The 26,258-nt window shown below is 34.1% G+C and carries 11 protein-coding genes; 4 read left to right on the forward strand and 7 right to left on the reverse strand.

Annotation, left to right across the window (positions count from 1 at the left end):
• Positions 1-6 precede the first annotated feature (6 nt).
• Positions 7-15,909: a hemagglutinin repeat-containing protein gene (locus BKH43_RS04125; protein WP_095228864.1), complete on the reverse strand. Its 15,903-nt coding sequence runs from the start codon at positions 15,907-15,909 to the stop codon at positions 7-9.
• A 519-nt stretch (positions 15,910-16,428) separates the two neighbouring features.
• Between BKH43_RS04125 and BKH43_RS04130 the strand changes: the two genes are divergently transcribed.
• The 3 genes from BKH43_RS04130 to BKH43_RS04140 are packed head-to-tail and all read left to right on the forward strand — an operon-like array spanning position 16,429 to position 19,371.
• Positions 16,429-16,800, forward strand: a complete 372-nt coding sequence (locus BKH43_RS04130) for a rhodanese-like domain-containing protein (RefSeq protein ID WP_095228866.1) — start codon at positions 16,429-16,431, stop codon at positions 16,798-16,800.
• A 24-nt stretch (positions 16,801-16,824) separates the two neighbouring features.
• On the forward strand, positions 16,825-19,164 hold the full coding sequence (locus BKH43_RS04135) for a heavy metal translocating P-type ATPase (protein ID WP_095228868.1): 2,340 nt from the start codon (positions 16,825-16,827) through the stop codon (positions 19,162-19,164).
• Positions 19,165-19,167: 3 nt separating this feature from the next.
• A complete protein-coding gene (locus tag BKH43_RS04140; protein ID WP_095228870.1) occupies positions 19,168-19,371 on the forward strand; it encodes a copper ion binding protein in 204 nt (67 codons plus the stop codon).
• 596 nt (positions 19,372-19,967) lie between these two features.
• Here the strand turns inward: BKH43_RS04140 and BKH43_RS04145 are convergent.
• The 5 genes from BKH43_RS04145 to tig form a co-directional block, all read right to left on the reverse strand.
• Positions 19,968-20,753 (reverse strand): energy transducer TonB, encoded by a 786-nt coding sequence (locus BKH43_RS04145; protein ID WP_095228872.1) that lies wholly within the window; start codon positions 20,751-20,753, stop codon positions 19,968-19,970.
• A gap of 3 nt (positions 20,754-20,756) precedes the next feature.
• A complete protein-coding gene (gene exbD, locus BKH43_RS04150) occupies positions 20,757-21,146 on the reverse strand; it encodes a TonB system transport protein ExbD (RefSeq protein ID WP_095228874.1) in 390 nt (129 codons plus the stop codon).
• Positions 21,146-21,601 carry a TonB-system energizer ExbB gene (exbB, locus tag BKH43_RS04155; protein WP_253248043.1) on the reverse strand — a complete coding sequence of 152 codons (456 nt, stop codon included), beginning with the start codon at positions 21,599-21,601 and terminating at the stop codon, positions 21,146-21,148. Before exbB ends, exbD begins: the two co-directional genes overlap by 1 nt.
• Positions 21,602-21,860: 259 nt before the next feature.
• Complete coding sequence (clpP, locus tag BKH43_RS04160; protein ID WP_095228876.1) at positions 21,861-22,448, reverse strand: ATP-dependent Clp endopeptidase proteolytic subunit ClpP; 588 nt, start codon at positions 22,446-22,448, stop codon at positions 21,861-21,863.
• 2 nt (positions 22,449-22,450) lie between these two features.
• The gene (gene tig, locus BKH43_RS04165; protein WP_095228878.1) at positions 22,451-23,737 is read right to left on the reverse strand and encodes a trigger factor; all 1,287 of its coding nucleotides are present in this window, start codon (positions 23,735-23,737) and stop codon (positions 22,451-22,453) included.
• Positions 23,738-23,818: 81 nt separating this feature from the next.
• Between tig and fliI the strand changes: the two genes are divergently transcribed.
• Positions 23,819-25,135, forward strand: a complete 1,317-nt coding sequence (fliI, locus tag BKH43_RS04170; RefSeq protein WP_095228880.1) for a flagellar protein export ATPase FliI — start codon at positions 23,819-23,821, stop codon at positions 25,133-25,135.
• Between the two features lie 100 nt (positions 25,136-25,235).
• On the opposite strand, the gene BKH43_RS04175 is transcribed toward fliI, so the two are convergent.
• A complete protein-coding gene (locus BKH43_RS04175) occupies positions 25,236-26,222 on the reverse strand; it encodes a hypothetical protein (protein ID WP_095228882.1) in 987 nt (328 codons plus the stop codon).
• Positions 26,223-26,258 lie beyond the last annotated feature (36 nt).

Genomic DNA, 26,258 nt, shown 5'->3' on the forward strand with positions numbered 1-26,258 from the left:
TAAAAACTACTTAGAGCTATCTTCATCTAAAGAGAAAGATTTATCATCTGATGAGGTAGTGCTTAAAGAAAAGCTAGATTGTTTACTTAAAGCACTTTTAAAACTATCATTACTACTTATGTGACTTTTAGCTGTGATAAAGCTAGGAGTTTTAGTGCTTAAGGCCACATTTTTGAAAGGCTTTTTATAGCTTTCTAACTCTTTTAGATAAGGGCTTTCATAGTTAAAGTCTTCAAGTATAGATAGGTTTGAAGGAAGTGGTTTAAGATTACCTTTTTGTTTGATTAGCTCACTTTGGAAAGCAGAGTGATTAACACTTAAGTTTACAAAGTTGCCTATCTTAGCACTTAGTCTTTCTCCAGCTTCATAGGCTTCAGCTTCTAGTGGCTGAGTTTTATATAGCACTCTATCTTGGGCAAATTTTGCTGGGTCTGCAAAGTAGAGGTAAAAGTTAGATTGAAGTACATCAGCCCAAGCCTTAGAATCTCCACTTAAGTTGTTTTTATTAGCAACTATATCGTTTTGTAGTTTGTGAGTCATCTCGTGGAATCCTATATCCACTGCTTTTTCACTCATGTTGCTAGTAGTAAATCTATAGCCTTGTATAAAGTTATTATTAGGTACATTTAGTATGCCTTTTGTAAATTTAAAACTAGTAGGCTTAGTTTGTGCGCCATAAAAAGCCATCATAGCATGTCCTGTATTACCAACTTCTGGATACTGTGAGTTTTCCATACCTTTTATCCCAGAAGTCTTTATAGCATCAGTATAAGCTATGCTTATATCACTCATAACTTGCTTGAAGTTATCTACATTCATCAAGTCTTTGTTTAAGTTGGCCATATAAGTGCTATTACTAGTGTAGCTATTAAAGGCTTTATCTTGTATGTCTCTTATAGTCTTTGTGTGATTAGGAATGCTTGTTTCTCTAGAAGTGCCTAAGTCTTTATGTATTAAACCAACCATTTCTTTTGCAAAGTTGTTATCGTTTCTTTGATAAAGCGTAGAGTATGAGTTGTTAACACCACTAAAAAGCATATCGCCAACTTGATCTAGATTTATCTCTCCTTTAGTAAAACCTTCTTTTACACCACCTAGCCAGTCTCTAATATCTTGTTTATCAGAATCTGAAAACTTACCATTGCGTATATTATTAAAAGGTACTCTTGGTTTCAAACTAGGAAGGTTAGTAAGACTAGGCTTAGTGCTTCTATCTATACTAGGAGGGTTTAGTGGTCTTAGCCACTGTTTTATTAACACCATTTCTTTTAGCATCTTAGAGTTATTGACTGATAAATTATTTGTAGTCTTTGGATCATTAGGCGCAAAGTTTGGTTTTTGTGGTTCTTCGCTATAGCTTATATGAAGAGTTTGTTTTAAAGGACCTTCATCTTCACTCTCGCTTTCACTACTTGAAGAGCCATCACTTAAAGTATTGCCTCTTAAGTCATCCATACTAGCTACACCTAGGTTAGTATCCATCACATCTTTATAGTAGTCTAATACTTTAGAGGCGTTAGTGTAGGCTTCTTTTTCTAGAGCTTGAGATTCATATCTTTTGATATTTTCATCTCTATCTCCTGCTTCATGCCCACCATCAAAGTAGTACTCAGCGTTTGCTTTTAGAATCTTTCCTACATTTGCCACGTTAGGACTTAAAGAATCTATATTTTCTATAACACCTGCTTGAAACTTGTGAATAAGCTCATGGAAGCCAGATTCTAAAGCGTTATCTTTTGCTTTTTGTGCGTTTGGTTCAAAAGTGAACTCAGAAGTATAAGTCTTTGGAACTGTTAGTTCATTAGTCTTATGGTTAAAAGAGATAGTATCTGCGCTTATGCTATTTTTAACATTAGGAGTTGTAGTTTTTATGCCATTAGCATTCATAGCATCACTAAAAGCCCCTGCCATCTCTCCTAATAAAGGCTTATAGTTGTCTAATAATCTATAGTCTTTTTCACTTAAAGCATCTATATTAGGACTTAAAGCAAGGTTTTCAACCGCATCAGCTGAGACGTTATGAAGTAAGGATTTATACTCGCTAACTTGAGGGTCATTAGTAGCTAGCATAGTCCCAAAAGGGGTAAATATATGCTTATTAGCCTCTAGTTTTATAACATCACCAAGTAGGGATTTTTTAGAGTTTAAACTAGCTTTAGAGTTTAGTAAACCACCTTCTATTAAGTTAGACTTTTCTTCAAGACTTAAAGTATCAAAGCCTTTTCCAACTTGCTTTATGAAATTAAGCGTATCTAGGGCATCTCCTATACTTGTAGTCTTGTAGGTATTAGGAAGGGCTGCTTTTAAAGGGAGGGAAGGAGCTAGGTTTTGCACGCTTGGCTTAGTGCTTCTATCTACACTAGGTTTAAAATCTTCTTTTTTAGAATCTTGTGGGTTTTTAAGATCATTAGGCGCAAAGTTTGGCTTTTGTGGTTCTTCGCTATATTTTAGTACTAAAGTTTCTTTAAGCTTTGTATCTCTAGTTGCATCTTTGGAGCTTGAAGCACTAGGGTTTTTTAAAGCATCCATAACCATAGTTGAAAGCTTACCTCCAACTTTATAGGCTTCATCTTCAACAGGTTGTCTTTTATAAAGTCTATCATCATATGTATACATGCTAAGGTTAGAATAAAGAACATTTATCCATCCTCTAGCTTCTCCATTAAACTTATCTTGGTTTTCACCTAAGTCATGTTGAAGTTTATGTGTCATCTCATGAAAGGCACTATCTAGTATGGTTTTTTTCTCACCATGAAGCTTGTTTTCTAGGGCATATCTTGTATGAAAGTCATCTGGCATATTAATATACTCATCATCATCTTTTTTCAAAAACGCAAAGTCTTCATCACCATCATTAGTAATGCTTGGTACTTTAGAATCTTTTATACCATGATCTCTAATAGACTTAGTGTAGGCCTGGGCTACGTCATTTACTACAGCTTTGGCGTTAGCATATTTTGAAAGATCTTTGTTTAGATTAGCTAGATTATCCTTGCTTGCTAGGTAGTTTTTATAAGCACCATAATGTATATCATTAGTTAGGGCTTCATAGTCTTTTGCGTTTTTGCTTTTATCCTTCCATAGGTTTAAATAGACTTGTTTTACTGCGTGATTGATTAAGTTTTCATCATCTATTTGTATCTCTCCAGACTTAGTATTAACTATACCTGTCATGATATCGCCAATTTGCTCTACGTTTAAATCCTTGCTTTTTATAGCTCCTTCAACTCGGCTAAATAAGTCTTTGATATCAGCCTTATCGCTATTAGATTGAAGTTCTTTGCTATCTTGCTTGATATTTTTAGGAGGTAAGGAAGGAGGGTTGCTTATATCAACTACAGGCTTTAGTGTTCTATCTACACTAGGTTTAAAATCTTCTTTTTTAGAATCTTGTGAGCTTTTAGGATCATTAGGTGCAAAGTTTAAAGCTTGTGGCTCTTCAGAGTAGTGTAAGTGAAGTGTTTCTTGTAAGTCATTACTTACTCCGCTAGCTAGATCTAGTTTTGTGGCTTCATTATTAGTACCTAAAAATTCTTTTTTTAATTTATTAGAGATGTAGTTCTCTCTACCATAGGCATCATTTTCCATCAAGTTAGTAGGATAAAAATACTCTTCTTTAAAGTTGTATAAATCTTTAGCATTTTTAAACATCTTTCTATCTTTGTTTATGTTTAAGTTCTTTGCTATGTCTTTGTTGTCTATTAATTTAGTTTGTTCTTGATGGGTTAGTTCATGATAAAGGACACTTACTTTATCTAAGAAAGGGCTTCCAGTTTTTATAAACTCACTTTCTTGTGGCAAAGCATTTAGAGCTATTACATCACTATGTGCATCTATCTTATTGCTTGAGCTATCTAGCTCTCCATATTCTTCTAATAGCTTTTTAGAATCTTTAGCAGGCTTATATACTCCATAATGTCCTTCATCCATTATCTCTTGTATAACTTTTGTAGGATTTGGATTTATACCAGTTAGAGTTTTAAAGTGTTCTTGCCTAAGGCTTGCTATAGTGTTTAATACATCAGTTTCTTTTGATAAGTCTCTTTTGCCTTCTTTTTCCATTGCCAGTATGGAAGATATATCATCTTTAAGCTTTGGGTTTTCTCTTATGCTTTTTACAAAGCTTTTATCAACCAAACGCTCTAAGTTTCTATAATCATCACTATGATTTAGTAGGGTGGATAGTTTGCTAACTACCGCAAAGTCTGATTTTCCTAGATTTTTACCTTCGCTTTCTCTTGCTTTTTTTTCATCTCTAAAGTTTTTTAGTCCATAAAGTAAGTCATCTTGAGAGAAAGTTGAAACATCCATACCTCCAAGTTTTTTGTTTGTATAGTAGTTCATCTCTTGGTTATCTACTTCATCAATATTTGCCTTAAGTGGATTTGCATATTTTTCTTCTAAGCTTCTTTTAGCACTTTCTTTTTTAGAATCTTTTGAGCTTTTAGGATCATTAGGTGCAAAGTTTAAAGCTTGTGGCTCTTCAGAGTAGTGTAAGTGAAGTGTTTCTACTAGGGGAGAGTTTGTACTAGTGCTTTCTAAAGGACTATCTTCTTTAAGACCTCTTTCATCATAAAACTTAGCTAGGTTTTTATCATCTACTTTTTTAGTGTTAAACACCTTGCTTAGTTTTTGTAAGGCGCTTTGTTTTTGTGGACTAGTAGCAAGATCATCTTTTAGGCCTTTGCTTAGGTTTGGATACTTATCTTTTAAGATTCTTTCAAAGTTATCACCAGTTGTAAAAGATTCTTTTTCAACAGGTTGGTTTGTGTATATCTCTCTTCCATAGTTTGAAGAAAAGTAGTTGTTGTTATCAGAGTTTAGTGCATATATGCTATGTGCAGCAAGTACATTTGTAGGCAGCTTATCCTTATCTTTATTAAATACATCTTGCCTTCCATGAGTTAGTTCATGTAGTGCAACATTTGCTAGTCTTATAGGGTGTACATCAGCTTTGTTAGTTATAGCTAAGACATTAGTCTCTCCACTTGATGAGTAAGCACCAAGTTGCTTCATATCATCCCTTATGACCACTTGAGCTTTGATACCACTTAGCCCTTTATCTTGTAAGACTTTTGAGTACTCACTCTCTATAACTTTTACTAGGCCTCTTTTGTTATCTTTGCTAGAAAGATCAGCTTTTAGATAGCTTTCAAAGTTAGGATTATTTAGGATTTTATCAGTCACTTCTTTTGTTATATCATCTGTAAAGTTTTTATAACCTTCATAACCATTATATTTTTCTAAGTTTTTGCCTACGTTTGCTACTACCTTACCAAACTCTTTTTTAGTTTGACCTTCATTAGCCCTAAGGTTTTGATAGATTTTATTGTTAGCTATACCTTGTAAAAGATCACTTACATCACTTATATCTTTTATATTTTCTACGCCAGCATTAGCCCTTTTAAGTAAGTCATCAATATCTTTTTTATCCCCTTGGCTTGGTAGCTTTTTGCTAGTATCAAGGCTATCTTTTGAAGGAAGTCTTGGAGGGTTACTTACATCAACTACAGGTTTTAGTGTCCTATCTATATCTGGTTTAGTAGTATCTAGTGAAGGGCTTTGTAAGTTAGTTAGGTCTTGTTTGGTTGCTTCTTTATAGGTATCAGCTTTTAAAGTTAGTCTATCAGCCATATCTTGGGCTAGAGTATGAGGCTGTTTAAATAAGTCTTGATACTTAGTATCTAGTAGGCGGCTAAGTTTTGCTTCTTCTATAAAGGCTTCTGCTTCTATAGGTTGGTTAGCATAAAGTGAGTATCCAACCTCTTTAGGGTCTGCATAGTTGTTTTGGTTTACATTTAGTATGCTTACAAAATCTTTTGTGTCTTTATCATACTTTTGCATATTAGTATGAAGCTTCATATTATCTTGTCTTGCATGAGTTGTCTCATGAAAGATAGTGCCAGTTAGCGCCTTAGCATCTCTAATGTGAGCATCTTTGATAAAAATCTTATTTAGATGTGGTACGTACTGATTAGAACTACCACCTACTTCTATTTTTGGTTGATAAAAGGCAATGTTATGTTGTTTACAAGTATCTGCATAGCTACATATGATGGCATTTCCTAAGGCTTCTACGTTTTTATTATCACTTAGATCAGATTTTGCATACTTTGCATAGTCTTTGTTGTTTACAAGATTATTTGTTGCGTCATTAAAAAACTTATCTGAAAACTCATTATATTTCTTAATGCCTTTTAAGTCTTCCCTACTAGTAAAAAGTTTAGGTGTTAATCTATCATATAAAGAGCCTATAGCCACTCCAGTTTGTAAGTAGTCTTCCTTAAAGGCTTTTTTATAAGTTGGGGTAGAAGTTACTGCTTGAAGCAAGGTGTTTGCATCACTAAGTTTTGTTAAATCCCCTAAGTTATCACTTATATGTTGGATGGAATCCATAACATCTTCTATATCACCTTGAGTTATCTTAGTTTCAGGCTGTGTTATAGGCTTTCTTTCTAGTGGTGCTGGGACATAGTTTATGCTTGCTGTATCTGTTGTGGTATAGCTTTCTTTAGTAGTATCTAGGTTGTTATTAGTTGTGTCATAAGAGTGTTTTGTGACTTTAGCTTTTAGCTTTTTAAAAGCAGACTTGAAGGGATTAGTCTTTTTTATGCCCCCTTTAGTTAGACTTGCTTGAATTAAGCCTGCTTGATCTTGGCTTATTTCATTTAGATTAGCTTTGCTTGAAGTTGCTAGTGTGTCTATTTTAGTGGAGATTTCTTTTTTAGATTCTAAGTCTTTTGGTTTTTTAGGAGCAAAAAGAAGACTTTCATTCTTAGGACTTATTTCCTTATAACTATCAGCCTTTGCTACTAGGTTATTAGCAAGCACACTTGCTAGGGCTATAGAATCTGTTTTATCTGTAGAGTTTGGTGTTGCTAGGTTAGAGTTTGGCTTTTTGTTACTAAAGTGATTTTTTAAGCCTTTTAGCATATCAGTGCTTAGGCTTGCATTCATACTACCACCAGCCCATGAGCTATCTTTTAATGTAGTTGTATCTGTAACATCATGGTTTATATCTGCATCTTTGCCATTTAGTTTGATATTAGCCGCGCTTAAGACTTTGCCATCTATTGCTACATGATCATTTATATTTATATCTGCACCAAAGTTATGTTCATTACCACTGCCTGCTGTGCCACCAGATATATTAACTAAAGCGCCATCACTATGATTGTAGATATCTAAGTCTTTATGTTTTAAGTTTCCACCTAGTTTTAAATTCCCATTTTTAGCGCTTAAAGTAGCCCCACTTAAAGCTATATCATTACTAACCTTACCACTAATGCCTTCACTTGCAAAAAGTCCACTTTGCTTTCCTACTAGAGAAGAGTCTTTGGTGTTATACCCAAAACCAAGATTGCCTGAAGCAGCGCCTATAACTATAGTATTAGTAGAAAGCCCAACAGATACATCACCTCCAGCGTTTAAACTAAAGCCTGTGCTATTAGTTTTATCTAGCAAGGAGCTAACATTTAAATCTTTGCCTATGTTTAAGTTTATGTTTTTAGCAGTTGCATTTACACCTTGTAAGTTTGTGTCTTTGCCAGATTCTAAGCTTAAAGTGTTTTTTGCATCAAGTTTGGCATTAGTATAGTTTGTGCTATCTTCTTTGTTATAAGAACCATTAATGCTGCCACCAACTCCAACATTAGTATGCCCTCCTTCAAGGGCGTTATATCCAGCAGTTTCACTTAGTCTTGCTTCAGCACCAAAGGAGTAGCCAAGATTAGTGTTTTGAGACTTTAAAGCATTTATATTGATATTATCTTTTGCTTTTAGGGCTATGTTATTAGCTTCAAGATTTATACCATTTAGATTAAGATCGCCTTTATTAGCGCTTAAGCTAAGATTATTACCTGCTTTTAAAAGGCCACCTACTTCTTTTTTAGAGCTACTTTGTGCTTTGTTATATGTAAAACCTAGGCTTTGTATGCTATCTTGACTAGCTAAGTCGCCTAAGATCATATTTGCAGCATTACTTGCAACTTGACCTGCAACTATGCCAGCGTTTAGATTTTTACCACTAGAGACATTGTTTGCATCACTTGCTATTTGATTAGTAAGACTTGCTAGGTTGCTAGTAGTATTAAAGCTTTGCTTAGCATAGATTGAAAAGCCTTCAGTACTAGTTTTACTTAAGTCTACTGCCTTTGTGGAATCTAGTTTGCCAGCATTTATAGCAAGGTTATTTTTAGATTCTATATTAACCCCACCTATATCAGCCCTATCTTTTGCATTTATATTTACATTATCACCTTTTATGTTTGAGAGGGTATGTTTAGTTTCTTGTGCGCTAGTTTTTTGGTTAGCAAACTCTAGGCCGATGCTTGCACTAGCTAGGGCATCAGAGTTCATAGTGCCATTTATATTGCTAGTATTAGGATTAGGATTAAAGGTATTTGTACTAGCAGTATTAGCATTAGTGGCTGTGTTAAATGAAGCACTTGCAGAGTTACCAGCTAGGCCAGCAGCTACTTCTCCAACTAGTCCAAAGCTATCACTAGTTGTAGTTTTTTTACTTTTATTAACTCCAGCTTTAAAGTTTATATCTTTTGCTTCTAGATTAGTTTGCTTTCCTTCTAGATTACTTCCAGTTATGTTTATATCTTTACTAGCATTTATAGCTAGGTTATTAGCTTTTAAATTTGAAGCACTGCTTAAGTCTTCATCTAACTTAGTAGCTACTTTGCTATAACCTAGGATTTGTGCATTTTCATTAGTAGCGTTTTGGGTGAGAGTAGAGCTACTATCTCTTATATCTACTTTTTTACTTGCTAGGGCTAGGGTGTTTTTAGCTTCAACATCACTTCCTTTTATATCTAGTGAGTTTTTGGCTTTAAGCACTACATCTCCAAGGCCTGCTACGTTGCTACCTTGAGATGTAGAAGTTTTGGTATTAGTAGTGGCTACATGGTTAACTTCTAGCATATGTGTGCTTTGATTAATCCCTGCAAAGTAAGAGTTAGTAAACTCATCTACTTTCTTTTTAGCATCACTTATAGCTATCTTATCAGCCTCTAAGGACAAGGCTCCATCTTTGTTAGTGCCTATTAGGTTAGAGCCTTTTAGGTTTATAGAATCTTTTGCAAGTACTGCTAGATTCCCACCACTTATATTAGAACTTAAGATGTTGTTAGTAAGAGTGCTAGTTGTAATCTTAGTGCCATTTATATCTTTTTGTTCAAAGTTAGATTCTATAGAGTTGGCATTTTTTATATTGATATTGCCATTTTTAGAGGCTAAAAGCACACTTGAGTTAGGGCTTAAGGCTTTTATATCACTATTAGTTATATCTAAGTCTTTATCTGTGATGATGTTAATTGCCTTAGTTGCAGATAGTTTAGATTTCATTAAAGAGTTTAGATTCCCACTATCATCTATGCCTAACTTGGTAGATATAAGGGCTTTTTTTGCAGTTATATTTATAGAGTTAGCTTCTAAGTTAGAGCTTATATTATTAAAACTATCAGTGTTTAAAGCTATCTCATCTTTAGCCTTTAAGTTTCCATAGTAGTTATCTATGCCATTACTTTCTACTCTTAGGCTTTTGTTAGCAACTATGCTTGAGAGGTTACTTGGGAGGTTAGAGTTATCTGCTAGAGTTTGTTTTGTTAGATAAAGCTTAGGAGTTAGGATATCTTTCCCATCTATCTTAGTATAGACATACCATATAAGATTTTGCTTTAAGTTATCTACTTGGGTTTGAGTAAGTGGGCTGCCTACTTTTAAACCAAGCTCTTTACTGCTAGATACTCCATTATCGATTAAAGATTTTATCTCTCCTTCACTTAAGTCCATGTTGTTTTTAAGTTGAGCGTTTAAAGAAGCACTAAGTAAGGCATGTTCATAGTAGGCATCGCCTATAACAGTTATAGGTTTTTTGCTATCAAAGCCTATTTGGTTAAAAAAGTACTGTGAGCCATAAAACTTAGACATATCTATATAGTCTAGGTTAGTTTCAACATAGTAGGTGACTTTTTGATTAAACCTAGAAGTTTTTAAGGCAGCAGCTATTATGCTAGTGGCATCTTGTAAGCTAGTGTTTTTATCTTCACTTAGACTAGGCTTACTAAGATTTGAGTTAGTATCTAAAGTGGTTTTAGAATCTTTAATGCTAACATTTGTAGCAAGAGGCTTTAAAGAGATAGTTTGCACTAAGTTTTCTTGAGGGTTTTGTGAGTTTGAAACTAAGGTATTAGTAGTACTTAGATCTTTTATAGAAGTAGAGTTTGTATCTAAGATTTTAGGATCTTTAGTGCTAGAGGCACTTAGATTTTTATTAATACTAAAGATTTTAGAATCTTTTGCCAGGCTTAAAGGATCCTTGCTTATATCACTTGTTAGATCTATAGGTTTGGCACTACTTATAGCAGTTGCTATGTTGCTATTTTTAGAAGCTATATCAGTTTGGTTTGTTATGTTGTTGCCTATTAAGGTTACATCGCTATTACCTTGTACTTTTGCACTTTGGTTAGATGTAAAGACTAAATTAGCATCATTATTCCAAGTTTCAGGTTTTGGGATAAATCTATCTTTAGCGTAGTTAGGTCCTAAAAGTAGTGAAAAGTACTTATCTAGGTCTGCATTTTGAGCGGCTGCATTTTTTAGTGCGTTCCAAGAAGATTCTTTTTGGTGGTCTTTTATATTAGCAGTTGCAAAATACTTTAAGATATTTAAAAGATTTTCTCCATTTCTAAAGTAGTGAGCGCTATTAGTTTTTAAGCTTCCTAGGTGTTCAGATAGATCAAAACCCCCATCACTCCTAGCAGTGCTTAAGATAGTATCTATGTTTAGCTTAGTTACTGGAGTTTCATTATTTAAGTTGCCAACTGAGGTTAGATTCCCCTTAGCTATTATTAGCGATAAGATGTTATCTATAGTTGCGCTTTTATCTTGACTAGTTGTGTTTATGTTTAAGTTGCCATCAGACTTTATGACTGATTGCTTGATGTTTGTTTCATAAGAGTAGTTAGGAAGTTGTAATATAACCCCACTATCCCAAGTCTTTCCTAGTGTATCTCCATAGTTTGCATACCCTATCCCTGTTATAGAAGTGTTTACTGGTGAGATTACTATCTTGCCATTAAGGTCTGAGATGTTTTGTAGCTTTTTAGATTCTATAGATAGATTATTATGCGCATAGATTTGGTTTTTGTTAATTAAGCTAGCACTACTTAGGCTCATATCTTTAAGACTTTCTAAGTTTCCAGTGTTAGTTAAAGAAGTAAGTGCTTTTATATTTAAGTTATCTCCACTCCAAAGATAACCACTATTTGTGATATTTTGCGCACTTAAATTAATAGACTTCCCACTTGCTAAAAGTGAGTTTTGATTTTGCAAATCTCCAGTTGTATTTATATCTATACTTCCAGCATTTTGATAATCACTAGTTATTAAAACATTGCCTTTAGCATTAAAAGCTAGTTTATTTCCAGCATAAAGCTTGCCAAGCTTATCATTTAAGACTACTTGCGTGTCTTTGCTAGTAGTAGATATATTTAGTGCATCTTGTGCGACTATGCTTCCATAGTAGTTACCAAGTATGTCAAAAGATGCTGAAGCGCCTTTTAGCGTTAAGTCTATGTCATTAGCTAGTATGCTGCCTTTGTTAGTTAAGTTATTAGCTATTAGGTTTGCTAAGTTTTTAGATTTTATAGTGCCAGTGTTGTTTATGTAGGTGTTAGAAGTTAAAAGGGCATTAGTTGCATTTATAGTTTTAGTGTTGTTAATGGAGTTTGCTTTAATGCCTAAAGTAGTAGCTAAGATCTGACCGCTATTATTAATGTCGTTTCCTTGCAGTTCTAACTTACTGCTAGCTAGGATATCTTTAGTATTAGTTATATTGCCACTAGATTTTATGGTTATAGTATCTGCTTGCAAAGTCCCATCTTGACTAAGACTACTTGCTTGTACATTTAAAGTCCTACTAGAAAGAATCTTCCCAGCATTACTAGCATCTCCACCTTGCAAGCTTAAAGTAGTTTGCGCGCTCAAGTTGCCAGTGTTTGTAAGTGAAGTATAGGTTGCATCTAGATTATCTTTAGCAAACATACTACCTTGGTTTTGCAAGCTAGCAGCACTTAAATTTAAAGTTGTAGCATCTATGTTTCCTAAGTTATTTAAAGCATTAGCTGCAGTTATGCTTATAGCCTCTCCACTTAGGTAGGCACTTATAGGACTTGTAGTATCTTTAAGACCTAGTTTTAGGGCTGTGGCAGGATCAAAACTAGCCTCATTGCTAAAGTTTTTACTATTTAGACTTAGTGTGTCTCCTTTTATAAGACCGCTATTAGTTATATCTCCTTTTGCATTTAAGCTTACAGACTTTCCAGATATGTATTTAGTTTGCAAACTAGCAGCGTCTACTTTTATAGACTGTGCGGCTTGCAGGGCATTAAGCTTTAAGTTGTTGTCTGTGCTTATAGATACATTTCCAGCTTTGCTAACTATAGTGTCTGTGTTTAGCGTGCTTGCTTTTAAGTTTATATCCTTACTTGCTTGTAAGTAGTTGGTATTTAGGCTATTAGCATTTATGGTTATAAAATCACTACTTATATCACTAGCGTTTATATCTTGTGTATTTAAAGTAGTATCTTTAGCAGCCTTAGTGCTTGCTAGTTTTAGATTACTAGCTTTTATATTTAGACTTCCTTCTTGGCTTAAAAGGTTGTTTGCGTTTATATCTTTAGTTGAGCTTAGTGTTATATCTTTGCTAGCTTGTATATCTTTAGTGCTTAACTTCCCACCTGCACTAAGTGCTATGCTTCCTTTAGTGCTTAGTAAACTATTAGCTTCTAAGCTATTAGTAGTGTTTATGGTTAGGTCATCTTGCGAGCTAAGTAGGTTTGAGTTAGTTAGGCTGCTTGCATTTATACTTAGCAAATTTTTGCTTAGTATATCTTGACTTGTGATGCTACCTTTAGCATTTAAAGATGCAGCAAGACTTGCTTGAAGTGTTTTTAAGTCTAGGTTTTGTTGTGAGTTAAGAGTGATACTTCCTTCTTTGCTTAATATACTATTAGCTAGTAAGTCATCTTGTGAGTTTAATGTTATATCTTTGCTAGCTTGAAAGTTTTCACCCTTTAAACTTCCTTGCCCAGTTATAGTGATAGCACCTTTTGTGCTTAGCAAGTTGTTAGTGCTTATATCACTAGTTGCATTTAAATTGATATCTTTAGAAGCTTCTATAAAGTTAGTGTTATCTAGCTTGTTAGCTTTTATATTTATAGCACCTTCTTTGCTTAGCAAGCTTTGGGAGTTTAAATCTCTTTTAGCGTTTAAAGTAAGTGCGTTTTTGGCTTGTGCGTTTGCTAGAGTTAGGTTACTAGCATCAAGGTTGATGTCTTCTGTATCGCTTAAGATATTATTAAGCTTTGCATCACCTGTTAGATTTAAAGTTATATTTTTGCTAGCTTCTATTAAGTCTTTATTACTTAAACTTCCCTTTGTAGTAGCCTTAATGTTTCCTTTAGTGCTTAGTAAGTTGTTAGTCTCTACATTATTAGCTTTTAGATTTATATCGTTAAAAGCCTTTATTAGATCACTATTTAAGTCATTAGATTCTATATTTATAGAATCTTGCTTACTAAGTAGACTTTTAGCGTTTATGTTGCCTTCAGCGTTTAAAATAAGTGCGTTTTTGGCTTGTGCGTTTGCTAGGGTTGTATCTTTAGATGAAGCAAGTTTTATATCCCCAGTTTGACTAAGTATATTATTAAGCCCTAAGTTGGAGTTAGAATCTAAAGTTATATCTTTAGAGGCTTGGATGATATCTTTGTTGTTTAGATCTTTATCTGCACTAAGTAGCACACTGCCAGTAGTACTTAAGATGGTATTAGTATCTATCCTATCTTCTGAGCTAAGGCTTATATCATTCTTTGCTTGCAGTGCGTTTGTATTAGCCAAAAGGCCCTTAGCTTTTAGATTTATAGCACCTTCAGTGCTTAATATATTAGTAGTGTTTATATTAGCTTTTGAAGTTATATCTATGTTGTTATTAGCCTCTATTAAATTACTACTTAGATTATTAGAAGTTATATTTATAGAATCCTTACTAAGCAAACTATTTGCTGTTATATCTTTTATAGCATTGAAAGTAAGTGCGTTTTTAGCTTGTGCATTTGCTAAGCTTAGGCTAGCTTGTGAGTTAAGATTAAGGCTTCCTTCTTGACTTAGGACATTATTTAAAGTTGTATCTTTGGTTGAAGTTAGGTTTATATTTTGTGCAGCTTGGATAAGGTCTTTGTTAGTAAGTATGTTACCACTTAAAGAGATAGCACCTTCAGTGCTTAATATATTAGTAGTGTTTATATTAGCTTTTGAAGTTATATCTATGTTGTTATTAGCCTCTATTAAATTACTACTTAGATTATTAGAAGTTATATTTATAGAATCTTTACTAAGCAAACTATTTGCTGTTATATCGCTTGTGGCGTTTAAAGTAAGTGCGTTTTTAGATTCTAAATCTCCTAAGTTTAGATTTTTTGCTTGTAAGGATATGCCAGCATCTTGACTTAAGATACTAGTAGCTTTTAAGCTCTCTGTGGTTTTTAAAGATACATCTTTTAAAGCTTGCACCTTATCTAAAGAAGCAGTTGTTGCATCTACTTTTATAGCACCACCTTGAGAGTAAAGGCTAGAGTTAAGCAAGCTATCAGCCTTGATATTTACATCTTGACTTGAGGCTATATCTTTAGCATCTACTTTAATCCCAGCTAGAGTTATACTTCCGCTATCAGCTTTTATGGAATCTAAATCTAAATCTTTACTTGAGTTTATATCTACACTGCCACCACTTACTGCTACTTTATCTGCTTTAAAGCCTTTAGTTGTTGCTTTTAAGCTTCCACTAGCTACTAGGGTGTCATCTATGCTAGTTTGGTTGCTATTTAGATTAAGATCTTTACTTACTACTATGGCTTTTTTTATGGTGGTGTCTTTTGAAGTGATATCAAGACCATCATTAGCATATACTAGATTAGATTCTAAGTTTTTAGTTTTTAAGGTGACTTTGCTAGCTTCTGAGGCTACTAGGTTTAGCTTAGCATCTCCTTTAGATTCTAGATTAACATTGCCTTTTTCACTTACTGCGTTGTTTAACTCTAGACTTCCTTGTGCTAAGACTTCTAAGTCATGTAAACTTTTTATGCTTCCTTTATGCCTTACTCCAACGCCATCTTCTGTGCTTATAAACTTTATCCTATCTGCATACATTGAGCCTAGCGCGCTTCCATCTATGCCATAAAGTGGCTTGTCTTGATTTGTGTTTTTAGATTCTATAATTTGAGGATTGGCAAGATCTTTAGTTGAGACTGTATTAAGCCCGGCTATTAGGTTGATATTTGGTCGTTTGTCTGGGTTTAAAGGCACTATATTCCCAGCCAAACTCATACCTCTAGCTATGATGTTAAAGTAGTTGCCACTTACACCTATACCTTTTTCTAAGATCTTTATTTGACCGCTGCCTCTTATGGCTATGTTATTAGCTTCTATCTGGCCTGTTGTAAGCGTTATGCCATTAGCGTTTATAAAACTAGCTCCATTTACTACTATGCCATTTTCATTAGCAAAGATTAGATCTGCGCTTTTACCAAAGACTTCAACTGAACCATTAATATTTGAAGGATTAGGGCCATTAACTTCTGTGATGATTAGCCTAGCGTTTTGTGTAAGGTTTGGATTTTTAGTTACAAAGCCTCCAGTTTGTGAGACGCCATTACTCTTACTGTTATTTAAGATAACTGCACTATTAACATCAAAAGAAGAGTAGTTGTTGTGAGAGATTCCATCTTTTGGATTAGCTATATTTACTACATCAGTTCCATTAGCTGAAGTGCTCATAGAGGCATTTCTTGGGGCGATATTGTTTCTAACTCTTAAGTCAGCAGCCTGGCTTCCTGGTATCATAGATGAGACAGAGACTAGGACTGATAAGATTTGTTTTATTTTTTCGATTTTCAGCTTAGTTCCTTAAAAAAGGGCAAACACTTAACCTTAAAAGTTTAGATATACCCTTTTATGCGCACCCATTCTAGCACTAATGACTTAGTTAATGTTTGTCCAAGAAGTATCTTTATCCCTTCAAGAAGCCTATATATAGGCACTTAAGGCATGCTTTTTAACTTATAGAGGAGTTGATGCATTTTTTAGTTTATTAAAGGATTTATTCAAAATCTTGCCTTATAGATAAGTTTTAATTTACATTAGGTTATATTTTTATGCTGTTAGTTGTACTAGGTGGAGTTAAGTTTTTATATTATACGTTTAGGCCTATATTATTGTTAGTTTGATGTTTGTTTGAGTTTAGTAAGTGATATTTCTACTTCAAAAAAATGCTAGTTTAACTTTTAAGAGGTTGTAATAACTAAGTGTTAGGAAACTTTTAACATAATGTATGCCCAACTTTAAACATAAAAAGGAATATCAATGAGCGAGCAAACACTAAATGGCAAGCATGCAAAAAGCCTAGCTAAGCCAGTTTATATAGATAATCTTGACCCAAAAGACTATGTGATAATAGATGTCAGAGGCAAGGATGAATATGATGATGTGCATATAAAAGGGGCTATAAACTTAGATGAGATGGATGATATAGAATCTAAAGTAAAAAGCACTAAAGACAAAAAGGTTTTAATCCAGTGTAGACGTGGTGGCAGGGCTGCAAAAGTTGGCACTCACCTAGTTGAAAAAGGCTATGATGTTTACTACTTTGATGATCTTTTTAGTAAGTTTTATGATAGGGATAACATCACTTTAGAGGGAAAGAATATTGATTCTTTAAGGAATCTAAGTTATTAAAAATTAGGGGTAGTTGGTTAAAAAATGCAAGAAAATGAAAAAAGTAGCGATGAGGTTTTAGAGTATCGCATAAATGTAGAAGGCATGACCTGTGCGGCATGCCAAGCCTCAATAGAGAAGTCTTTAAAGCGTAAGAAGTACGTAAAAGATGCGGAAGTATTTTTATTAACTAACTCTGCGGCTTTAAAGCTTGATGTAACAGAAAACGCAAATGCACTAGAAGATACGTTAAAAACGATAGAAAAGCTTGGATATAAAGCATCTTTAAAAGAAGACAAAAAAGAAGAAGTAAGCAAAACGCAAGCTTTAAAAACAGATTCCAAAACAAAGTCACAAGCCTTAGATGCTAGTAATTATGAAAATCTTCCTTTTTGGTTTAAGTTTAATAACCTTTTTAACACCAAACAAAAGTTGATCCTAAGTGTGATACTTACTATAGTTATAGTTTATATCTCCATGCTTCATGAGATGTTTAACTTTTATATACCGCATTTCTTAGAGCAGTATACAGTTAATGTAGTTACGCAGTTAATCATAGTGCTAATAGTCATGCATCTAGGAAGAAACTTTTTTATAAGGGGGATTCAAGCCCTAATTAGACTAGCGCCTAATATGGATTCTTTAGTTGCCATAGGAGCATTAGCAAGCTTTTTTTATAGTATATATCTAGGCTTTTTTACAGATGGAAGCCATGGGCTTTACTTTGAAAGTGTGTGTGTTATCCTAACTTTTGTTATGTTTGGAAAGTACATAGAGACTAATATTAAAAACTCAGCCATGTCAGGCACTGACGCGCTTCTTTCTAATATGAGCACTACTGCTATAAAGCTTGAAGGTTTTAGTGGTATAGGATCACACTATACTGAAAGGGAGATACCTAGCGAAGAAGTTCATATAGGCGATTACATAAAAGTTATGCCTTTTGGGTATGTTCCAGTTGATGGGGACTTAATCTCAGAAAATGCAAGTATAGATGAAAGCATGCTTAGTGGTGAAAGTATGCCAGTGGTAAAAGAGAAAAATGACCTTTTATACTCAGGTACACTAAACCTAGAATCTGCCATCATCTTAAAAGCTACTCAAGAAGCTAAAGATTCCACACTTAATAAGATAAAAGAGTTAGTAGAAAAAGCTAGAGAAAGTAAGGCTCAAATTGCCCGTATAGCTGATAGAGTGTCTTTGTACTTTGTGCCAGCAGTTATGCTTATCGCCTTAATTGGTGGGATTGCTTGGTGGATAGCTGATATGAGTTTTGCTAAGGGGCTTGATGTCTTTACTACAACCCTTCTTATCTCTTGTCCTTGTGCTTTAGGTCTTGCTACTCCTATGGCGCTTCTTTTTGCTAACTTTAAATCTAGTGCTAATGGAATCTTTTTTACAAAAGCAAGTGTTATAGAAACACTTTCAAGAGTAGATACTGCAGTTTTTGATAAAACTGGAACGCTAAGCACAGGTAATATCCTAGTTAAAAAAGTAAACATCCTTGATACTAAGCTAAGTGAGTTTGATATCATGCAAATAATTGCAAGTATCGAAGCTGAAAGCTCTCACATCATAGCTAAAGCCCTAGTTAAGCACGCTAAAGAATCTAATATCCCTCTTTTAAAAGTTGCTAGTTCTAAAAGTGTTTTAGGTAAGGGTATGGAAGCAGTTATAGATGGAGTGGACTATAAGCTAGGTAATGCTGGTATGTTTAAACATATACCAGAAGAGCTAACTAGTGAAGCTAGTATGATGGTGTTTTTAAGTAGAGTTGAAAACCCAGGCTTGCCAGATTCTAAAGAAGAGTTACTTGGTGCTGTTATCTTAGAAGATGAGTTAAAAGCTACTTCAAAAGATGCTATAGCTAGACTTAAAAAGATGAAAGTTAGTGTGCATATGTTAAGTGGAGATAACATCAAAAATGTTGCAATTAGCGCTGAAAACTTAGGCATAACAGAGTATAAGGGTGATTGTACACCAGAGACTAAGATAGAAAATATCGAAGAGCTTAAAAAGCAAAACCATATAGTAATGATGGTTGGCGATGGTATGAATGACGCTGCAGCGTTAGCAAGATCAGATGTAAGCATGGTTATGGCTGAAGGAAGTGAAGTTAGCCTAAAACAAGCTGATGTTATAGTTTTTAACAACGAGCCTAAAGCAGTTGCAAGTGCCATAGCCTTAAGTCGCGCTACTTTAAGAAATATAAAGCAAAACTTAGGCTTTGCATTTGTCTATAATATCATTTGTATCCCTATATCTTTAGGTGCGCTAGCTGCTTTAGGTATATGGTTAAACCCTATGATAGCAAGTATCGCTATGAGTCTAAGTTCAGTCTCAGTGGTGCTTAGTTCATCTAGACTATATTATTTTAAAGGATAAATTATGAAAAGTGTTTTAAAAGTAGAAGGTATGAGTTGTTCTCATTGTGTTGATAAAGTAGAAAAGTTTATAGGTGAGTTAGATGGAGTAAGCTCTATTGATGTAAGTTTAGAAAACAAAACTGTTACAGTAGAGCATGATGATAAAGTTAAAGTAGATTCTATAAAAGAAGCCATAGAAGATGCTGGCTATGATGTAGTAGGCTAGGCTTTAGTATTTATTAAAGACTTATGCAGGCACTACTTTAAGTGCTTGCTTAGAACTTTTTTCTTTTTTCTTCCTTAAAATAAACCAATATATTTAATAACTACTACGAAGTAAAACATACTAGACTGATATTTATAAATCTATAAGATATAACTTTTTATTTGTGCAATCTTATGTTTTGTGGTTAAAGGCAAGCTTTTAGATCAACATGGTAGTTTTATATCGTTGTATTTAATAGTCAGCCATCACTCTTCTTTTGATGTTAACTGGATATTTATTCCAACAGTTTCTTTTTCATATTGTTTATTATTTGTGTGTTTTTTCTAACAAAAAAAAGGGGTTTAACCTCTCCTCACTTTCGCAAAGTCTGTAAAAGTGTAAGCTTCCTTGAAAACGAAGTTTCCTCAAAAAAAAACAGCGTAAGCACTACTGCTTATTTTTCTTGTGATTTTTGTCACCACGAAATAAAGCGATAATACCTTTGGCTTAAAAATTATAATTATTAGAGATTTAATTGTATATAGCTAACCACTCATTAACAACAATTCTAAAAGCAATTAGATGCAGTATGTTAGGTCATATTAATGGAAGGATTTTTATATCAAGCTATAAGTTATAGGTATCTCTATATAAGCTTTCTCTTTTGGTGTTGGAAAGCTCTTAGCAGCTTTTTTGATAGTTTTTATAGCTGCATTATCAAGTACATCATGACCGGAGCTTGATACTATGGTGATATCACTTACCTTAGGTCCCATATCTATTAAAAACTTCACAATAACAGTACCAGTATAGCCCCTACGCTCTGCCATGGCGGGGTATTTATGCTTTTTAGCTATAGCATCTCTTATAGCTTGGAAGAATGCATCTTGTACTCCATCACTTGCTTTTAGCACTTTGATAGTTTGTGCATCATTACTTTGGCTTAGAGCCTTATCGCTTTGCTTGTTGATATTATCTTTTTCTGGCGTTACTTTTGGTGCATCTTCAGCTTTTTCTTCAGGCTGTACTTGTGGTTTTTCTGGCTCTTTTTCTTCTATCTTTTTAACTGACTTTTCTATCTCCTCAGGTTTTTTGGCAACTATAGGACTAGGGTCTTTTTTTATAGCTATATCTTTTCTAGGTTTAGGTTTATGTTTGTGTGTGTGCAATGGCTTTGGTTTTTTGGGTCTAGGTTTTTTTACAGCCTTAGAAGCATGTACTGGCTTATCTATACTCTGGGCTAGTTGGGCTAGGTTTATAGTTATAGTGTTTGGGCTATCTGCTTTTATCTCTTTTGCGGTACTAAAGTGTAGCACCATGACAAGAAAGATAATAATACTTAGTACTAAAGCGACAATATATCCTGCATAGTCTAGTAGTCTGGCCTTTAAAGTACTTTTCATGACTTATCTTTTTTCTGTGATAATTTCAAACTTATCTTTGTCATGCCCTTTTTTAGCAAGTATGTTTAAGACTAAGACAAAGTTATCATAGCTTGAGTTTTTATCACCCTTAAACTGTACCATCTCATCTTTTGGGATACTAGTTAGCTTATCTTCAAGCTCTTTAGTTGAAACTTTTTTATCATCGATATAGATTTGATTATCTTTGTTTATGACTATTAAAAGCTTTTTGTCATGCTCTTTTACTACTTTAGAATCTGAAGCATTTGGTACATCAACTTTTATCTTACCTTGGGCTATAAAAGTAGATACTGATAAGACTATGGCTAAAAGTACAAGCATGATATCTATGAAAGGGACTATGTTAAGCCCATCTCCTCTTTTTATCTTCATCACTGCTCTTCTTTACTCGAAAGCTTATTTAGAATCTTAAACTGATTGATATTTCGCTCAGCTATCCTTAAAAAGATGTTATAGAGGATAAGAGTAGGGATAGCAACTACTAGTCCTAAAGCAGTGGCTTTTAAAGCTAAAGAAAGGCCTACCATGATAGTTTTTACATCTATATTCCCACTTCCACCCATGTCATAAAACACAACCATGATGCCTATAACTGTTCCAAGTAGACCAACATAAGGTGCATTAGAGTAGACTATGTGGAGCACTGTTAGGTTTTTAGTGACTTGATTTTCTACATCTGATATGTCTTTATAGGCTTGAAGTTTAAACTTGCTAAAGAATATGATTCTTTCTATACTAAACCATATCACTAGTAATCCCATAAAACCTAAGACGCTAAAGACCATAGGATCAAGATACTCTTTTAAAAACTCCATAAGATCACTCATTAATACCTCCAACTATATAAAAGAATCATTGCAAAACTAAACTTATCAATAATCTAAGTCATCCAAAAGCAATTTATTATCAATTTGGATTAATTCTAAGAAGTACTTTTAACAATTGTTATCATTGTTAATAATAATATAAAAAATGCTATTTTTAGCTATACCCAGTGGATAAAATGCAAACAGCGACCACTTAATCAAAGTGAAATATTTTAAAAGGAGGAGTGATCTTTATATTAAGATCACAAAAAGGCTAGTTTTACTTTAAGCTTTTAGATATTACTTTATCTATAAGGCCATATTTTGTGGCTTCTTCTGCGTCCATGAAAAAGTCTCTATCGCAGTCTTGGATTATCTTTTTGATATTTTGCCCTGTATTTTTAGCAAGGATTTCATTTATCAAAGTTTTTATGCGGCTCATCTCTTTAGCTTGTATCTCTATATCACTTGCTTGACCTCTAGCTCCACCTAAGGGTTGATGTATCATGATGCGTGAAGTTGGAAGGGAGTATCTTTTCCCTTTAGCCCCACAACTTAAAAGAAAAGCACCCATAGATGCAGCCTGACCTACACAGATAGTGCAAATATCTGGCTTTATGTAATTCATAGTGTCATATATACTAAAACCACTAGTTACGCTTCCACCAGGAGAGTTGATATATAAAAATATATCTTTAGTAGCATCTTCACTTTCTAGAAATAAAAGCTGGGCTACTATGCTACTTGCCATGCCATCTTCTATCTCACCACTTAACATCACTACGCGGTCTCGCAAAAGGCGAGAGTAGATATCATAGCTTCGCTCACCTCGTCCTGTTTTTTCTATAACATAAGGTATATAGTTCATATTTACTTCTTATCTAGTTTGGAATCTAAAAGATTAGTTATTATCTTATCTTCTATCATGGCCATTTTTACTGCTGGGAAGAGATTATTTTCTTTGTAGTAGTTTAGTACTTCTTGTGGGTTTTGTTGGGAAACAAGTGCTTCATAATAAACTGCTTGCATAACCTCATCATCTTTTACTACGACTTTTTTCTCTCTTGCTATCTTATCTATGATGAAAGTCACTTTTACACTTAAAGTAGCTGCTTCCCTAAAAGATTCAAATTTCTCTTTTACTTTTTCTTGATCATTGCTTAAAGCGTCTACTTCTTCTTTGCTTAGACTTCTTACATCACTATTGAAAAGTACGTTCATTTCTTGTTCTATGATGTTTTCTGGTAAGTCAAAGCTAAACTTTTCGGACATATTTTTTAGTACTTCTTGCTTTAAGTCATCATTATAAAGCTTTTGCTTAGCTTCTCTAAAAAGCTCTTCTTTAGTTTTTTCTTTTAATTCTGCTAAGTTAGATTCTTCACCCAAGATCTTTTTGGCTAGGGCATCATCTATAGCAACTTGCTCTCTTTCTTTTATAGCATTTAGCGTTACTTTAAAGGTAACAGGCTTGTTAGCTAAGTGCTCTGCTGCATAGTCACTAGGGAAGGTGATATTTACATCTTTAGTTTTACCTACTTTCATGCCAACTAGTGCTTCTTCAAAGCCTGGTATAAACTGCTTAGAATCTATTTCTAAAGCGAAGTTTTCAGCACTCCCACCTTCAAACTCTTTACCATCTATAAAGCCTTTAAAGCTTATATCTGCTATAAGACCATTTTCTAAAGTGTCTTTTTTAGATTCCACAAGATTTGCTTGAGCTTTTGCAAGATTGCTAAGTCTTTCTTCTACTGCTTCATCACTTATAACTGGTGCTTCAAAGCTAGGTACGCACTCATCTAATTTATCTAGATTAAACGTAGGGTAAAGTCCTATCTTTAAAGAAACATCTATGCCTTCTGGTTTTTCTTCAAACTTAGTTACAGCAGGCTGTCCAAGTGCATCTTTGACATCAACTTTTAGCTCTTTTAATGCTTCATCATAAAACTTATTTAAAAGTTCTTGTTTAGCCTCAGATTCTAACTTGTCTTTATACTCTTTTTTCACTAAGCTAATAGGCACCTTACCCGGTCTAAAGCCGTGCATTTTTATAGTTTTTGCATATTTTGTAGCTAGAGAATTAATCTTTTCATCCAACGCAAGCTTTGGTATTTGCCCCTCTGCAGTTGCATTAGCTTCATTCACTCTATTTGTAGTCATAGCCATCCCTTAAGAAGTTGTTAAGTAATCTTGCATTATAACCAAAAAAACATATCCTAAAAGTTAAGTTAAGAGTACATAATGTCATTACACAATCTTAAAATGAAGCTTTCTCAAAATATCAACCTATCTCCACAGTATGGGGTGATAGAAGCCGTTGAAACAAACATCATCAAAGCTAGCGGTCTAAGCCCTTCAGTAGGCGATGTAGTAAAACTTATAAAAAGTGATGGAAGCAGTAGTGAAGGTATAGTTATATCCACTCAAAGAGAAACTTTCATCATCTCTCCTTTTGGTTTTACTGAAGGCTTTAAAAGTGGCGATAAGATACTTATACATAAAGAAGGCCTTAATATGCCAGTGGGGAATAATCTCTTAGGGCGTGTTATAAACCCCCTAGGTAAGCCCCTTGATAATCTAGGCCCTATCAAAATAGATGCTTTAGTGCCCATCATCAGCCAGCCAATCTCTGCTTTAAAAAGAGGTCTTATAGATGAAGTTTTTAGTGTAGGTGTTAGAAGCATAGATGCCTTACTTACTTGTGGCAAGGGACAAAAGATGGGGATTTTTGCTGGGAGTGGGGTAGGGAAGTCAACTTTAATGGGCATGATAGTAAAAGGGAGTAATGCACCTATAAAAGTTATAGCCTTAATAGGTGAGAGGGGGCGTGAGGTCCCTGAGTTCATAGAAAAAAATCTTAATGGGAATCTAGAAAATACAGTTCTTATAGTAGCTACTAGTGATGATAGTCCTTTGATGAGAAAGTATGGAGCTTTTTCTGCTATGGCAGTGGCTGAGTTTTTTAAGTCTCAAAACAAGGATGTGCTTTTTATAATGGATTCTGTAACGCGTTTTGCTATGGCTCAGCGTGAGATAGGTCTAGCACTTGGAGAGCCTCCAACTTCAAAAGGCTATCCACCAAGCACTTTAAGTTTATTGCCTCAGCTTATGGAGCGTGCTGGTAAGGAAGAAGGTAAAGGTAGTATCACTGCTTTTTTTACAGTGCTAGTTGAAGGAGATGACTTAAATGATCCTATAGCTGATCAAAGTCGTAGCATACTAGATGGCCATATAATGCTAGATAGAAACCTTACAGACTTTGGAATCTACCCTCCAATTAACATCTTAAGTAGTGCTTCAAGGCTTATGAATGACATCATAACTCCTGAGCATAAAAAGGCTGCTTCTAAGTTTAGAAAGATGCAAGCCTTACTAAAAGAAAATGAAGTTTTAATAAGAATAGGAAGCTATCAAAAAGGCAATGATAAAGACCTTGATGAAGCTATAGATAAAAAGCAAGATATAGAAGATTTTTTAAAGCAAGATGAAAATGAAAAGTCTAACTATGAAGAGTGCGTAAAAGCACTTATAGCACTTTGTAATGACACTAAGGCTTAGGATAAAACTACTAGAATCTAAAACATAAAAGTATTTTCTCTAAGATAAAGGCACTATAGGTGATAACTTAGATTCTAAGCCATCACCTTAAGGGGAGTATTTAGTTTTTGCTTAAAACTGTTATCTTGCCCTTAGCATCTATCTTGGCATAGATATTACTAGTTATAGTTGCATTTAGCACATTTACTTGCTTATAAGCCATTTTTATAAAGACACCTTTTTCATTACTGTTGTTTTCTATCTGGTAACTAGTATTTAGATGAGTAAAGCTTTTTGGTGCGTTCATATGGGCTTTGACGTAATTTATAAGTGCGATATTGCTTCCATCAAGCTTGTTAAAGTTAGCCATAGCATAGGTTGGATTAAGATACTTTATCTTACTCATGATGCCATTACTATAATCACTTACACATGTTTTAAGAGGCTCTGCAAACTTATCATTTTCAGGTTTAAGCCATATCTCATAGTTTATACAGCTAGTAAAGTTTTGTGCCATAGAATCTGGAATGTTGTTTTGCTTTAAGATTCTAGCTATAGACTTATTTAGGCTTTTATCAAACTTGTTATCTTTAGTGTAGGGCTTGTTATAAAAGGCATTTACTGCATCTTTTCTTATATCTTTTAATAAAGTCTCATTATCATACTTGCCAGCATAAGGATTAGCGCTATCTTCTAAAGATACAGTTGGCATGCTAGTAGCGTAGTTATCAGGTAGGCTTTTTATTAGCCCAGCTATCATCACTGCTATAGAGATTATAAATAATATAGCAAAGGCATTAAACCAATCACCCCTTTTATAAGGGCACTTTTTAACTCGTCTTTGCAAAGACGAAGCTATCCAAAATATGGCAAATACTATAAAATAAGCAAGACCTAGTAGCCCTACAGCAGTCATCTTGCTAGGAGTTTCATAAATAAACCAGGCAACAAAGATTATTATCCCCACTATAAAAAGAAAGAAAAAGAATCTAAACCCTTTTTTTCTTGGCATAGTTCTTTCTCTATCCACTCTTATATAAGCAGTACCACCCCAGTATAAAAGAAATAAGATGACATATAAAAGTGCGATTCCAGCGACTGCTTCCATGAGGACTACCTTTTAGAATTTATATGATTGAGTATG

It is taken from the genome of Helicobacter sp. 13S00401-1 (assembly GCF_002272925.1).
Classification (GTDB): Bacteria; Campylobacterota; Campylobacteria; order Campylobacterales; family Helicobacteraceae; genus Helicobacter_I.

Bases quoted from the DNA above. Each gene is read 5' to 3' on its own strand.
- BKH43_RS04125 (WP_095228864.1), bottom strand. From the start codon at position 15,909: ATGATACCAGGAAGCCAGGCTGCTGACTTAAGAGTTAGAAACAATATC.
- BKH43_RS04130 (WP_095228866.1), top strand. From the start codon at position 16,429: ATGAGCGAGCAAACACTAAATGGCAAGCATGCAAAAAGCCTAGCTAAG.
- BKH43_RS04135 (WP_095228868.1), top strand. From the start codon at position 16,825: ATGCAAGAAAATGAAAAAAGTAGCGATGAGGTTTTAGAGTATCGCATA.
- BKH43_RS04140 (WP_095228870.1), top strand. From the start codon at position 19,168: ATGAAAAGTGTTTTAAAAGTAGAAGGTATGAGTTGTTCTCATTGTGTT.
- BKH43_RS04145 (WP_095228872.1), bottom strand. From the start codon at position 20,753: ATGAAAAGTACTTTAAAGGCCAGACTACTAGACTATGCAGGATATATT.
- exbD (WP_095228874.1), bottom strand. From the start codon at position 21,146: ATGAAGATAAAAAGAGGAGATGGGCTTAACATAGTCCCTTTCATAGAT.
- exbB (WP_253248043.1), bottom strand. From the start codon at position 21,601: ATGAGTGATCTTATGGAGTTTTTAAAAGAGTATCTTGATCCTATGGTC.
- clpP (WP_095228876.1), bottom strand. From the start codon at position 22,448: ATGAACTATATACCTTATGTTATAGAAAAAACAGGACGAGGTGAGCGA.
- tig (WP_095228878.1), bottom strand. From the start codon at position 23,737: ATGACTACAAATAGAGTGAATGAAGCTAATGCAACTGCAGAGGGGCAA.
- fliI (WP_095228880.1), top strand. From the start codon at position 23,819: ATGTCATTACACAATCTTAAAATGAAGCTTTCTCAAAATATCAACCTA.
- BKH43_RS04175 (WP_095228882.1), bottom strand. From the start codon at position 26,222: ATGGAAGCAGTCGCTGGAATCGCACTTTTATATGTCATCTTATTTCTT.